Source organism: Neolewinella aurantiaca (genome assembly GCF_008014675.1).
GTDB lineage: Bacteria > Bacteroidota > Bacteroidia > Chitinophagales > Saprospiraceae > Neolewinella > Neolewinella aurantiaca.
Genome location: NZ_VOXD01000023.1, coordinates 1 through 14344 on the forward strand (window position 1 = coordinate 1; position 14344 = coordinate 14344).

The 14344-nt window shown below is 52.0% G+C and carries 9 protein-coding genes; 4 read left to right on the plus strand and 5 right to left on the minus strand.

What is annotated here, in order from left to right:
- The 3 genes from FUA23_RS14660 to FUA23_RS14670 form a co-directional block, all read right to left on the minus strand.
- A partial coding sequence (locus FUA23_RS14660) for a hypothetical protein (RefSeq protein WP_147931504.1) occupies positions 1-3996 on the minus strand: 3996 nt, incomplete at its 3' end.
- A gap of 384 nt (positions 3997-4380) precedes the next feature.
- Entirely contained in the window at positions 4381-5682 is a 1302-nt protein-coding gene (locus FUA23_RS14665; RefSeq protein ID WP_147931505.1) for a TRAP transporter large permease, read from the minus strand.
- An 84-nt stretch (positions 5683-5766) separates the two neighbouring features.
- A complete protein-coding gene (locus FUA23_RS14670; RefSeq protein WP_147931506.1) occupies positions 5767-6264 on the minus strand; it encodes a TRAP transporter small permease subunit in 498 nt (165 codons plus the stop codon).
- 150 nt (positions 6265-6414) lie between these two features.
- On the opposite strand from FUA23_RS14670, the gene coaE reads away from it, so the two are divergent.
- The 4 genes from coaE (at position 6415) to FUA23_RS14690 (ending at position 11686) form a co-directional block, all read left to right on the plus strand.
- Positions 6415-7023: a dephospho-CoA kinase gene (gene coaE, locus FUA23_RS14675; RefSeq protein WP_147931507.1), complete on the plus strand. Its 609-nt coding sequence runs from the start codon at positions 6415-6417 to the stop codon at positions 7021-7023.
- A gap of 49 nt (positions 7024-7072) precedes the next feature.
- Positions 7073-8212 carry an LOG family protein gene (locus tag FUA23_RS14680; protein WP_147931508.1) on the plus strand — a complete coding sequence of 380 codons (1140 nt, stop codon included), beginning with the start codon at positions 7073-7075 and terminating at the stop codon, positions 8210-8212.
- A gap of 64 nt (positions 8213-8276) precedes the next feature.
- A complete protein-coding gene (locus FUA23_RS14685; protein WP_147931509.1) occupies positions 8277-8996 on the plus strand; it encodes a hypothetical protein in 720 nt (239 codons plus the stop codon).
- Between the two features lie 299 nt (positions 8997-9295).
- Positions 9296-11686 carry a choice-of-anchor B family protein gene (locus FUA23_RS14690; protein WP_147931510.1) on the plus strand — a complete coding sequence of 797 codons (2391 nt, stop codon included), beginning with the start codon at positions 9296-9298 and terminating at the stop codon, positions 11684-11686.
- A 107-nt stretch (positions 11687-11793) separates the two neighbouring features.
- On the opposite strand, the gene mnmH is transcribed toward FUA23_RS14690, so the two are convergent.
- Positions 11794-12816, minus strand: a complete 1023-nt coding sequence (gene mnmH / locus FUA23_RS14695) for a tRNA 2-selenouridine(34) synthase MnmH (protein ID WP_147931511.1) — start codon at positions 12814-12816, stop codon at positions 11794-11796.
- Positions 12817-13035: 219 nt separating this feature from the next.
- Positions 13036-14265: an FG-GAP repeat domain-containing protein gene (locus tag FUA23_RS14700; RefSeq protein WP_147931512.1), complete on the minus strand. Its 1230-nt coding sequence runs from the start codon at positions 14263-14265 to the stop codon at positions 13036-13038.
- Positions 14266-14344 lie beyond the last annotated feature (79 nt).

Genomic DNA, 14344 nt, shown 5'->3' on the forward strand with positions numbered 1-14344 from the left:
AACGTCAACGGTGGTAGTGATCAGGTCACAAGCAAGTTCCTCGGCTACAACAGCGTCGTAAGAAGGTACTTCCATACAGTCACCGGACTCATCGGTCGGGAAAGTGATGCGGTAGTCGTGGATACCGATCACGTCGATGATCTGGCTACATACGTTGGTGTTGGTGAAACCAGCTCCGTCGGTAGAAGTGAAGCGACGTGTGATGCGGCCTACGCCACAACTGTTGATCGTTCCGGATACCGTCTGAGTGATGGTTGTACCACAGTTGTCTACACCCGCAGCCTGACCAAACAGTGCGTCGAGTTGAGCGAAAGATGCGTCGGTGATGTCGTTGGGCAGGCTTGCGTTGTAGTCAACACAAGTGATGGTGGTGTTACCAGGAGCAACACAGGTAGGCGCAAGCTTGTCCTCAACGAGAACGTCTAGCCAGCAGAAGTTGCTGTTACCAAGAGCGTCAGTCACTTTGAGGCCAACGCGAACAGTACCAAGATCGTCACAGGTAAGGGTGATCTGAGGACCGTAAAGGCCGATCGGAAGGTCGCTGTCGTTCACACGGGCGATCTCGAGGGTCACACCGGAACAGTCATCGTAAGAACCATTGTCGATGTTCTCAGGCGTCAGTACAGCGAAACCGTTGTTCGCACCGCTGCCAGCGATAGAGATGTTCAGGCCATCCTCACAGATAGCAACAGGAGGAGTAAGATCTTCCACGCGGAAGTCGTAGTCGGTTACACCGGTGTTACCACAAACGTCAGAGTAAGTGTAACGGAGGATGTGAGTACCGGCAGGGATCGCAGAGCTGAGCTCAGGGTTGCCGCCAGGAACTACGGTGAAAGCACCGATTGGAGAAGCAGTGAGGTCGCCGTTGGGGAAGATCTCGGCAGAAACAGTAACGTCACCGTTACAGTTGTCAGACACGCTCACGTCGTCAAGGCGGATGTAAGCAGCACAGATGTTACCGGCGTTGGTGCCGTAAACGAGGGTACCGTCAGCATCAGCTGGAACGTTAGGACCAACGAAGGTCGGAGCGGTAGTATCGCCTACTTTCACCACCTGGGTGAAGGTGCGGATGTCGCCCGGCTCACACCAGTCGATGACAGTGTAGGTACGAACGAATTTGTACGTGTTCGGGCAGGTAACGATGCTCGGTCCGTCGGAGTAAGTAACGCCGATGTTGCATACAGCGGTACCGCTGGAGAGGTTGAAGGTACGGTCACCAATCGCCAGGAATGGGTAGTCGCTGGCACGTGGAGCAGGACGTACTGATGGGTCAGCGCCACAGCTCTCGATCTCAACAACGTCTTCGATGTTGTCACCGTCCAGATCGTCAAGGGTCGGACGATCGAAGGTGATGGTGTAAGAAGCAGTAACTGATGGGTTTTCTTCGCCGGAAGCAGAAGCACAAACAGCGATCTCAGTAGCAACGAAGGTGCGCGTGATTACCACGTCGTCACAGTCAGCGTCATCACCATATGCGACAGCGTCGCTTACACATACTTCAATTTCTTCAGAACATGCATCGGTGAAGGTTGGTACAACCGGAGCGGTAGTACGAGCCAGCAGGCGTGCGCGGAGCGCAGGAGCCATGGTGCCGGGAACGGTGGCGCCGGTAGAGGCGTCAACAGTGTAGCAGCGGCTAACGCTGGTAGGCAGAGTAGCGAGGTTGTTGCCGTCGAGGTCAACACAAAGCAGGTCGATGTTGGCCGGAGTAGTAACTACTGCAGGTGGTGTCTTGTCTTCAGCGCGAACAACACCCCAACAAGTCTCGAAGTCAAGACCAACAGAGCTGCCGCCAGAGAAAACAAAGTCGCTGACAGTCACGAAGCTCTGCTGACCATCGGTAGCGAAGCCATCACCCTGAAGGGTGATCATCAATGTGTTACCAGGCATTACAGCCTCTTCGATGTCGATAGTACCAGCGTTGGTTACAACTTCATCATCGCTTGTTTCGAAAACAACGTTGCCATCGAAGTCGATGATCAGGAGGTCAACGATGATGTCAGCGTCAAGGCTGTATTCGGTGGTGAAGGAAACAGTACCTTCTTCAGAGAACTGGTAAGAAACTGAAGCAACGTCGTCGAGGCCAGTACCAGAGGTTACGTTAGGAGAAACCATGTTGATTTCGTCATCAGTGAAGATAACGTCAGCATCGTCACCGGATGTTACTGTCCAGTTGCCTTCGGAGAAATCTCCGGTAAAACCGTTAGTAGTAGTACCAGAAGAAGTGGTAGAAGTGATCATGTAGTTGAACTCACCACAACCGTCGATGATAGGACCGTTAGAAGGGTCGCTGTCCTGAACTACGATGTCGAAGTCGAATGCGTCAAGAAGGCCTACGTTACCAACCAGTACCATTTCAGGAATCACAAGGCCCTGACACTGGTCGTTGAGTGTAAGGTTGATCTCACCGATACAAGCAAGGTTTGGCTGATCGAAAGTAACAACAACAGATGCAGTTACCTCAATTTCGTTGCCGTTGGCGTCAGTGATAGTGAAAGTTACAGTGTTGTTACCGATGTCATCGCCGTCGAAAGTAAGCGGACGATCAGATACAATAGAGATCATGTCGTCGCCACAGTTGTCGGTTACAGTTACGAGGTCTTCAGCAACCAGTGTCTGGCTGACGTTACCGTCGTTAAGTACAATAACCTGACCGGTTACAACTACATCAGGAGCGATGTTGTCCTCTACTGTTACAGTTGAAGTACAGGTAGAAGTGTTACCAGCAGCGTCAGTTACTGTAAGGGTAACGGTGTTTTCGCCAATATCAGCACAAGTGAAGTCAGTAATGTCTTCAGAGAAAGTCACGTCGCCGCAGTTGTCGGTAGAACCACCGTCAAGTACAGAACTCGTTGCATCTTCTTCATCGTCATCCTCTCCTTCAAGAATGGCCATGCCGCCATTTTCGCCGGAAATAGAGATTTCGTAAGATCCGACAGCCAAACCACCGGCAAAGGTGGTGGTAACCAGGCTGTAATCACCAGGAACGAGAGTAAGTTGGATCATCAACTCAGGATCGAGTGAGCCAGAAGCATCATCATCACCTTCGAGGAAGTTGTCACAAGGGGCAGCAGCATCGAAACCTCCTTCGTAAAGTACGAAGAAGAAATCACCATTGGAGTTCGGAGTCATGCTGATAGTGTACATGTCTTCTGAATCGATAGTGAAGTTGAGCACGTCGTAGTAGTGGTCATCTCCAACTGAAGTGGTACAAGTAGTTCCGTTAGCATTGGGGCGGGCGAACTGAGGATCAGTATCGTCCAGTGAACCGGTTACAACCACAGCGGCAGTTCCGGTACCAGCACCTACACCGTCGAGTGAACCAAGACCCATAGCGTCGAGCTCAACAGTTACATCCGCACAAACAGCGGTAGGAGCAACTGCGTCAACAGCAGTAAGTCCAACCATACAAGTAGCAGTGTTACCGGAAGCGTCAGCAACGGTCACAGTAGCAGTACCTGTCTCGTCGCAACCGAGAACCGGAGCGTCAAGAGAAACTACAATAGCAGCAGAATCTGTGCAGTTGTCAGAAAAGGTAAGGAGCAGAGCAGCGGTGTCAGTAACACTAGCATTGCCCATCTCGTCAACCAAAACTTCAATCTCAGACTCACAAGTGAGTACTGGGTCGATGTCATCAACAAGAATAATGGTAGCAGTGTCCTGAATGCTTTCGTTACCTGCAGCATCAACCAAAACACCGTAGACAACGATACTGTCGTTGCCATTTTCAAGTGGGAAGTGGTTTACTTCAGTAACACGAACAATGATGTCCTCATCTGCCGTACAGTTATCTTCGAAGATACCGAGGAAGAAGGGAGCAAGGTCCGGGAAGAAAACATTACCGAAATCAATGATGTCGCTTACCAGGAGATCCTGACCAAGCGCGTTGTCTTCAAGGAAGGTGCTTCCGGGACAAGGGCAGGCTGGGTTCTGGCTGGAAGAAACAGATACATTGATAAAGTTGGTCTGCATAATGGCCGGGGCTTCGGTGTCCATTAGGCAAGGGTCCTGTCCAAACAGGTTAAACCCGCTGCAAAGCAGCAAGCATAACAGGCCTATTCGGCCCGTAAAGAAGTAGAAATTTTTCATAAAGTCGTCAGTCTGAGATTAAAAACGAAAATACCAGTTTATGGGAAAGTCTGGTAGTTGCCGTAAAGGTACTAAGTCTTTTTCTAAAGTTTAGCTGCTTTTGCACAAGAAATATCACACTTTTTTGTGATTCTCCTCAATTTAACACTTTATCTCTTCTCTTCAGCAACCTGCCAATTACGTTCTTCTGCCGGCCAACTGATTTTTGCACCCGCGTGGCAGCGCCCCAAAAAAATCAGGCAGGTATATGTGTAACTGTAATTTCGCATCAGAAAAACAACATTTCATCCTCTACATACTGATGCCTAGCCAGTTCGGGAACAAGACCACTACGATGAGCAAAAAGACCTGAATCACCAGGAAAGGAATAATCCCCTTGTAAAGATGTACGGTTTTCACTTCCGGAGGGGCAACTCCCTTGAGGTAAAAAAGAGCGAAACCAAAAGGTGGAGAAAGAAAGCTGGTTTGCAGATTAATGCCCAAAAGGATGCCTAACCACACCAAATCTGTACCATAACCGATGAAAATCGGCGTCACGACGGGAACAATGATGAAGACAATCTCTATGAAGTCGATGAAAAAACCGGCAACGAAGACTACAATCATTACAAACGCCAGAAACTGATACTCCGATAAACCTCCCTGATTTATCAGCCTGACCAGAAACTGGTCTCCGCCCAGTTCCCGGAACACCAGCGAAAAGGTTGTGGCCCCCAGAAGAATCATGAAGACCATTGCCGTCAGGTGTGTCGTGTCCTGGCAGACGTCCCTGACCGTTGCCCATTTCAGTTTCCCCTGAGTCAGGGTAAGCAGAACAGCGCCGAAGGCCCCGATGGCAGATGCTTCAGTAGGAGACGCCTTACCTGCGAGGATAGAGCCAAGCACAGCAACAATCAGCAGTAAGGGCAGCAAAAGGCTTTGCAGCAAATCCTTGAAGAATGCCGGGGTCCAGCCTTTAAGATCATTGTCTCCCCGCGGGAAGAGTTGAGGTTTTAAAATTCCAAGACCTATTATATATAGTACATAAGCTCCAACGAGCAATAAACTTGGCCAAAGAGCAGCAGAAAACAGCTTGCCCACCGAAACGCCCAGCACGCTGCCCAGTAACACGAGCACCACCGACGGAGGTATGATTTGCCCAAGCGTCCCCGAAGCGGCAATCACTCCGGTCGATACCGTAGCTGGATAGCCTCGTTTGAGCATCGGAGGTAAACTGATGAGCCCCATCGTAATTACCGTTGCACCGACGATCCCTGTACTTGCCGCCAGAAGAGCCCCGACGATGATGACCGAAATCGCCATGCCGCCTCTGACACGACCGAACAACTCGGTCATCGTTCGTAACATACGCTCCGCGAGGCCGCTTTTTTCCAGCATGATCCCCATAAAGACAAAAAGAGGTACCGCAAGCAATACAGAATTATCCATCACGCCCATTACCCGGTTCGGCAGCAGCGTCAGCACGACCGGATCAAGGAAACAAAAAGCGTACAGGAGAGACAGGCCTCCGAGCGTGAATGCAACCGGGTACCCATACAGGACAAGCAGAAAAATACTTACGAAGAGGATAAGGGCAAGAATGGCCAGGCTCATAGACGATTGCGTTCGGGAAGGAGGAAAGAGTCAATGCGTTTAACAGAGGCTCCCGATTCCGGGGGTTAATCAATTACAATAAGCTTATTCTTCAGGTGGCTGGCCGGAGTAGGCGCGAACGCAGGATGCAATACCCTGCAGAATGAGCAAGGCAGCGGTAAGCGGGATCATTGCTTTAATCGGGAAGAAACTGGTAATACCGTTTGGGTTAGGACTCCCCTCTCCACTAGCCAGTGCTTCAGCCGCAAAGTTCCAACCCGTAAAAAGCAAAACAATCGCCCAGGGGAGCAAAAACAAAAGGGTGCCGACGAGGTTAACAAGCCGCTGGTTGGCAGGGCTGAATTTCTCGTAAAACAAATCGACCCGCACGTGCCGGTCCTGTTGAAGCGTATAGGGAATCCCCAAAAGAAAAATCATCGCGAAAAGGTGCCAGGAGAGCTCTCCTACCCAAGCCGCAGTCTGGTTAAAAATTGCGCGGAGACTGACGTCGACCACTATCACGAAAATGAGGAGTAGATTCAGGTAGCCTGCGGCCTTCCCGATGGTGGCGACAATGGATTCTATCAGAGCTACTGCTTTCATGAAGGCGGAGTATACGTGATCGAGCGGGTGAATTCAGTTCGTGTCCGCAAACCACAGGCCAACTCATGGGTTAGTGAAGTGTAATGATTGCGTGACCGACTCACAGTCGCCAAAATACCAAATCAGCAACGAATCAAAGTACCATTTCTCATGCACCACGCAATTACCGGAAATATCGGCTCTGGCAAAACCACCGTTTGCCGCATCTTCGAACGTATGGGCATCCCTGTGTACTACGCCGATGCAGCCGCAAAGCGGCTGATGCTGGAAGACGGACAACTAAAGGACAACCTGATTGCAACCTTCGGTGCAGAAACCTACCTGCCCGATGGGAACCTCAACCGGAAATGGTTGGCCGAAAAAGCTTTCTCCAACGATGAAGCGCTGGCCACTCTTAACGGATTTGTCCACCCCGCAGTCCATCAGGACGCCGAACGCTGGAAGGTGGAGCACGCTGCTGCTCCTTATACCCTCTACGAGGCCGCTATTGTTTTTGAGATCGGCGCTATGAGTCGCTTCGATCAGGTGATCGTAATCGCAGCCCCGGAGGCTACCCGTCGTGAGCGCGTCATCGCTCGTGACCAAACAACTCCTGAGGCATTCGCGGCCCGTGCCGCGAAGCAGTGGTCCGATAAAAAAAAGGAAGCCGCCGCCGACCATATTATCATAAATGACGGTCAGCGGTTACTTTTGCCGCAGGTGCTCCGCTTGCACCGTATTTTAAGTCAGGGTTTCAACGGTCATGCAGTACACCCGTAACTACAGATCGTACAACTACCTGGTTACTTAATCACCTGATTATTTCCCCTTGCCTTCTAAATTTAAACAAGACGCTTGTCCTATCCTCCGAACGATTGACGAGGAATGGCTCCTTTCCGGAACGAAAGATCTGAAAAACACTACGCTGGTTGACATCGACCTGCGTGCTGTAACCGTAAAATGGGACAAATACGAAGTCGATGATTCCACCCTCTTCATCGGGTGCGAATTACCGCTGGAAACTGAGATCGAGCTGCGCCGCCGTGGAGCAAATTTTCTGCACGCTCCGGCCAATCTTCCTTACCGGCCGCTGCGCCGAAACCTTTACACCTGCCTGGAACTCATGGTTGGCTATTCGGTCGAGGAAGACAATAGCAAGGATCTTGAGATTTACCGCCATTTCGAGTTCGGTAAGCAATGCCCGAGCATCAACGAGGCGCTCTGGCAACGAATCCATGACTTCAGCATCGACGAGGGACTGCGGCGCTTACTGAGCTTTGGGAAAGATGGCCTGCCAAAACGCAAAGCCGTAGGCTTTATGGGCGGGCACGGTACCGGCCGGGATACGGAAGATTACCGCATGAGCCTTCTTACTGCGAAAAAACTGGCCGAAGCAGGCTATTTCGTAGTCTCAGGCGGTGGCCCCGGGATAATGGAAGCAGCCAACCTGGGGGCTTACCTCGCCGGCCGAACAGACGAAGAACTTACATGGGTGTTCGAAACCCTGAAAACAGCCCCGACCTACAGAGATAAGGGCTTTCAGGATGCCGCAATGAAGATTTTGAAAAGGTTCCCGGAGGGAACCGAAAGCCTGGCCATACCGACCTGGTTTTACGGCCATGAGCCGAGCAACCTTTTTGCGACTTACATCGCTAAATACTTCAGTAACAGCATCAGGGAAGACACCCTGCTGGCCATCGCGGTCTACGGCATCGTCTATGCGCCTGGAAGTGCAGGAACTACCCAGGAAATATTTATGGACGCCACCCAAAACCACTATGTTACCTTCGACTACGTAAGCCCGATGGTATTTTTGGGGAAGCACCGGTACAGTGTAGAAACCCAGCTTTATCCGGTACTGACCCAGCTCGCGGAAGGAAAAGAATACGCTGACTACCTGCATTTAACGGATGATCCCGCCGAAGTTGTTACATTTATTGACAAACACCCACCGCTGCTCGTCCGTTAAAGCAGCAGACTGTTAGTTCGTTAGGCTTTCAGACCTTAGTGCTGGCCCCAAAAAACAACCAACTATGCGTTACACATTCTTGCTCCTGATCTTTGCCCTGTTTGCTTCCTGCAACGTATTCAAGTCGGGAAACAGCACCGAAACCGCGGCGATACAGGCTCCACCAACGGGGCTTGAAGGCCCTGCATATGACCCAAGTACAAGTCCGCAACCAGTAAGTATGGCGCCGCCGATGACAACGTCTCCACAGCCGATTCAGGCGGGGACGCAGGTGCAAAGATCCGTTCCCGCAGGCACGGATCAGCCCCAGGCTTATGGCTCCGTACCAATGAATCCGCAACAAACCGGTAAGGGTACAGATGTTGCTCCTTCAACCTATTCAGCACCTGCGGCCGCGCAAGCTGCGCCCCAGGCTTATAATTCTACTGCAGCAGCTCCTTCAACGTACGCAGCTCCGGCTCCCAACACAGCGGAAGCAGCTCTGGCTGAGGTACTTAACGGCGCCTGGGTGAACAGCACCGACTCCGACGAAATAGTGGCTTTCACCCCGGATCACTACCAAACTTACTACCGCGGTGAACTGCTCGTCGAGGAAGATATGACGTACCACGCTGCCTGCCCCGGCGATTGCAATGGAGGAGAACCTATGGAGATTGCCTGCTTTACCATTTCCGGCCCCGCCGGAACAGACTGCTATGGCATCATCCGTCTCACTCCCGAAGTATTGGAGTTGAGTTTGCTCGGTATTTCTACCGAGCCTATCGTTTATTATAAGCAGCAATAAAGCGTTGTTCCCGAATCTACTACCTGATCTGCAGTAAGCTCCATACCAGCTTGCTGCAGATTTTTTATTGTACAATTAATCTTAGGAAATTTAAGGATGAGTAAAAACTGATGTATTTTGATGATCGAAGTTGTGCCTGAAATGTCGTGTGGCCGCTTAAGGGTGGGAAAACAGTACACTAATTTGAGGGTCTTACGGATAAAGGGTGACCTTACAGTGTTAAATCACAAGACATTTTCGCTCTCCGCTGGATGACAACTACTTAAGCTATCTTTGCGGGCCCAAACCAATTCACACCAATGAAGCACTTTTTGCTCCTTAACCTTCTGGCCCTGTCCACCACATTATTTTCACAACTGAACAGCACACTTCGTTCTCAACTCGACTATGATGTAGCCGTGAACGACGTGTGGGGCTACGTTGCTCCGGACGGAACAGAATACGCCATCATCGGACTCGACAATGGTATTTCGTTTGTAAGCCTTGCGGACCCCGACAATGCCGTTGAAGTGGCAAGAATCAACGGTGATAATTCTATCTGGCGGGACATGAAAACCTACGGCGAATACGCTTACAACGTTGCCGACCAGGGCTCCGAAGGAATATCCGCTTTCGACCTGCGTTTCCTCCCGGACAGTGTCCCTTTCAAGAAAACCACGTACCCTGACATCATCGGTAACGGGCGGGAATTCATCCAGGCCCACAACCTGTACATCGACACCAATCGCGGACGGTTATACACTGCCGGTGGCAGCCGCCAGATCAACGATGGCGGCATCCTCATTTTTGACCTCACTGCCGACCCGATGACTCCGACGTACATCGGTAAGGGGCCAGCTACGTACAGTCACGACGTTTACGTTGTAGAAGACACCCTCTATTGCTCCGAGATTTACGACGGAGAACTTGCGCTCTACGACATTTCTGACCTCGACAACCCGATCACTCTCGGTACCACCCGTACCCCTTTCAACTTCACCCACAACGCCTGGACGACCGACGACCAGCAGTACATCTTCACTACCGATGAGAAGGCGAATGCTCCCGTAGCAGCCTATGACATCCGTGACAAATCCGACATCAAGGAAACCTTCCAGTTCCGGCCCCTGGGCTCCATCAATACAGGGACCATCCCCCACAACGTGCACGTCATCGATGATTACCTCTCCATCAGCTACTATACTGACGGACTGGTTGTTGCGGACGCGAGCAAGCCCGACAACATCATCGAGATAGCCAATTACGATACCTGGCTGGGAAGCAACGGTGGCTTCAACGGAGATTGGGGTGCTTACCCTTTCCTCCCTTCGGGCCTCACCCTGGTTTCTGACCGGGCCACCGGACTATACGTTGTTGATGTTGACTACAAACGCGCAGCGCGTCTGGAAGGAATCATTACCGACCTCGACCTCGGCACCCCCATCAACGGTGTAAGCGTGAGCATCAACTCCACGCAGCCAAACGGAACAACAACCAGTGCAATCGGCGAATACAAAACAGGTATTGCCGACGGAGGCAGCTTTGAAGTGACCTTTACGGCCGAAAACTACCTTCCCCTGACGGTACCGGTAGACATGGCTAACGATGTTTGCCTGCGCCTCGACACTACCCTCACACCGGCCGTTCGCCGGTACGATATCAGCGTCACGGTAGTAGACGATGAGACCGGAGAGGCTATCCCTAACGCAAGCTTCGTATTCAAAAACGAAGAGGAAGACACGTCGGTCGACATGCTCACCAATGCTGACGGTCAGGTTATCATCGACAATGTATTTGAAGGTGATTACGACCTCTACGTTGCGGAGTGGGGCTACCTCACCATCGGCGAAGAAACGATCAGTCCTTCAACCCTCGAAAACCGCGTTTACCGCCTCACCAGAGGGTACATGGATGACTTCGTTTCCGACGAAGGATGGACGGCTTCCGACGAAGGTGCCACATCAGGATTTTGGGTGCGTGGAATTCCCGTCGGGACTTTCTTTGGTAATATACCCGGCAGCCCCGGTTTCGACGCTGCGGGAGACTTCGGCAGCGAAGCCTACGTGACCGGAAATGGCGGCGGTGGCGGCGGAGACGATGACGTCGATGGCGGTACGGTTACCCTTACCTCCCCGATGTTTCAGGACCTCGGCCTTGCTGACCTTAAGGTCAGTTACCAGTACTGGTTTGCCAACGATGGCGGAGATACTACGCCCGATGATAACCTGACCATCAAGATCAGCAACGGGCGTGAAACAGTAGTAGCCAGGGTATACGAAGCCGACGGTGATGCCAGTTGGACTGCGGACTCATTCCTAATTTCCGATTTCGTAGAAATCACTGACTCTCTGCAGATTATCGTCGAAACTGATGATTCTGCCCCCAACGGACACATTGTTGAAGCAGCCTTCGACAACTTCCTTGTGTATGGCCGTACCATCCCGGTAGGAACAGACGATTATGACGCGGCAGGATTCACCGCTTCGGTGTTTCCCAACCCTGCCAGCGAAAGCTTCCAGCTTACCTTCGATGGCCGTACGTTGAACCAGGCAACGCTCCGCGTTACGGACGTCAACGGTCGCCTCGTATCAGAACAAAAGGTGGACGGAGAAAGCGTTGTATTTGGTCAGGCGCTGCCCGCCGGAGTTTACTTCGCAGAAGTGTTGGAAGGCACCCGACGGATTTACACCACCAAACTCGTGAAAGAGTAGTAACGCCCGTAAGAAGTAGTTACATTCCAGGCCTGCAGCCTGGTGGAGGAGTTGCCCTCCGGGATGACCAATAGTTAGGCAATCCCGGGAGGCAACTCCTTTTTCATTTATCCTAACTCCATCAACTGGCGGGCGACCTCGGCGGGGTCCTTACTTACCGCCTGAACGGTGGCCACGACCCTGGCTTGTCGTCGTTCTCCGTAGTGGTGATAGGCTTTATCGTAGTACACCAGTGCGATGCGTGCAGCAGCGGCAAAATCGTTTTCTTCCAGGTATTCGATTGCAGCTTTCAGGTGTTGGCCTCCAAGTTTTTTCCGGATACGGCTGAAAGAATCCATCAGGTCTTCTTTGGGGTACCGGGCGTAACTTTTAACGAGGTGGTTCACCCGCCATTCCAGCGGTTGATCGAGGGAGTAAACCGGTGCGGCGCAGAGTCGTTCGTAGAACTCATCGGGCATGTACACGTGGCCGATCATCCGGCTTTCATCTTCCATCCAAACGACCTCGCCCGGAGGGATGGCCTTCAGCGCGGCGTAGAGCTGATTCTCGAACTCTTCCGAGCTCGGCTGGGGGGCTTCTCCCAGGGCGCCGAACGCAGAACCTTTGTGGTTGGCCAGGCCTTCCAGATCGACTACAAAAGCTCCCTGCTGCTGCATGGCAAGGAGCACGGGTGTTTTACCCGAGCCGGTGGGGCCGCTCAGTACCCGTAGCTGGTGGTTATTTTGGGCCAGATACTTACGAATATGATGACGGGCGGCTTTGTAACCTCCCGTAAGCTGGGCTACCTCAAAGCCCGCCCGCTCCAACAACCAGGCGACACTGCCACTGCGCTGTCCGCCACGCCAGCAATGGACAACCACCTTATTTCCGGGAGCCAGGCGGCGGGCTTCCTCTACGAGCCAACGCATCTTCCCTCCGGCTATTTCGAGGCCGGAGAGCAGCGCGGCATCCGGGCTGGTTTGTTTGTACAGCGTGCCTACCACGGCTCTTTCCTCGTCCGTAAAAAGTGGAAGGCTCTTTGCCGCAGGCAGCTTCCCGACAGTATGCTCTCCGGGGGAACGGACATCCAACAGTACATGGTTCGTCCAGTAGGGGTTGGTAAAATATTCTTGAGGAGTAAGGGTTTGCATCAGGGCGAAGATAGAACAACAGAGGTGGAGTTTCCTTCCGTACCAGCCCTGGTGATCCTGATACTTACGACATCAGGGTCGTAGAAAAGGTCGGTGAAGCTACTCTTGCGGGGCCGCAGGTGCCAGGCAGGTTGGAAGAGCAACGGCCCTTAAATAAGCCTTGCCCTGCACCTGCGTGTGCGCCTGAAAAACATTGATTTTACGCAATATTCTTTACGGTCAACGGATCTGATTTTCGATAAAGAACAGGTCCGGAGCCTTGTGATTGGGATGTCGGAAAATGTCATAGTCGCCATCCCCCTCGAAATCGGCAACCCTACCGTTGTAAATCCCATCGGTTTCGATAAGCTTACGTTTCCAAACACCATCGCCTTTATTCAACATCACCAGAAGAGGGAAGCTTGTGACCTCAGGATTCAATTCTGCCGCCCCGGAAGGATTAACTCCTGTCACAACATCCATCCGTCCGTCCAGATCCATGTCGACAACCTGAAGGGTGTGTACCGCCGGGAGGGCCTCAGCAATTACATGCTTCTCCCAACTGTTTCCAGGCTGTTGCTGATAGTAACTTAACGGGTGACCAGCCTGGTCACTTCGGGTAATGAAGACCTCCGCTTTGCCGTCTCCATCCACATCTGCGACGGTCACCCGGGTTCCTTCCTCCCCCTCCTGGCCATTCCATTCATCATCGATGATCGCAGAGGACCATTCCTCCCGCAAACCGGCTCCGGGGTTCGTGAATACGAAACCGTTTGCAACGATATCCGGCCGGCCGTCCCCGTCGATATCACCAACATCCATTCCTTCCAGCAAGGTTTTCAGCTTTATATCAGCAACCATTGCAAAGCCCCCGTTTTCGTCCTGGCGGTAAACCTTCAGTGCCTTTCCGTTCATGGCCCGAACGGCCAGATCGGGGCGACCGTCACCGTCAAAATCTGCAACGGAAAAGTTCGTAGCGTTACCGCTCATTTTTGCGATAGAACGCGGATTCCATTCAGGGTTTTCGTACCATATGAGTTCGGATTCATCACGCGAATTCAAGTACCTGACCGCCACAATGTCGACGTTACCATCCCCGTTGATATCACTTGCTTCCGGGCTTTGAGCTATGAAATTCCCACTTCCCGCAGGTATTCTGGCAACAATGGTCTCTTCCCATAGTTTTCCTTCATTACTTCCCGTTCGGAACGCCAGGTAATTACCGCCGGGGTCCTCACAACTATAAATCAGGTCCTGCATACCGTCGTTGGTGACATCCGAGACCGTAAAGCCCTGCCAGCCCTGGGCGTTGTCTACCACGCGGTGAGCGACAAAATTGAGACGCCTGTTTTTCTTTTGTTCCGGAAGAACTTCCTTTCCGGCATCCGGATCGGAATGCACGTTCTGATCGCTGCCGCAAGAGACAACCAGTAGAAAGAGGGATGCAAACAGTAACGATTTATAGATCATAGTAGCCGGGAAATTTGAATAAGAATGGAAAGATAGAAAGTTTGCAAGCTATCAGCCCGTTAGCCGAACAATGAGGTAC

Coding starts and splice junctions, on each gene's coding strand:
- FUA23_RS14665 (WP_147931505.1), bottom strand. CDS start 5,682: ATGAGCCTGGCCATTCTTGCCCTTATCCTCTTCGTAAGTATTTTTCTG.
- coaE (WP_147931507.1), top strand. CDS start 6,415: ATGCACCACGCAATTACCGGAAATATCGGCTCTGGCAAAACCACCGTT.
- FUA23_RS14700 (WP_147931512.1), bottom strand. CDS start 14,265: ATGATCTATAAATCGTTACTGTTTGCATCCCTCTTTCTACTGGTTGTC.
- FUA23_RS14670 (WP_147931506.1), bottom strand. CDS start 6,264: ATGAAAGCAGTAGCTCTGATAGAATCCATTGTCGCCACCATCGGGAAG.
- FUA23_RS14690 (WP_147931510.1), top strand. CDS start 9,296: ATGAAGCACTTTTTGCTCCTTAACCTTCTGGCCCTGTCCACCACATTA.
- FUA23_RS14685 (WP_147931509.1), top strand. CDS start 8,277: ATGCGTTACACATTCTTGCTCCTGATCTTTGCCCTGTTTGCTTCCTGC.
- mnmH (WP_147931511.1), bottom strand. CDS start 12,816: ATGCAAACCCTTACTCCTCAAGAATATTTTACCAACCCCTACTGGACG.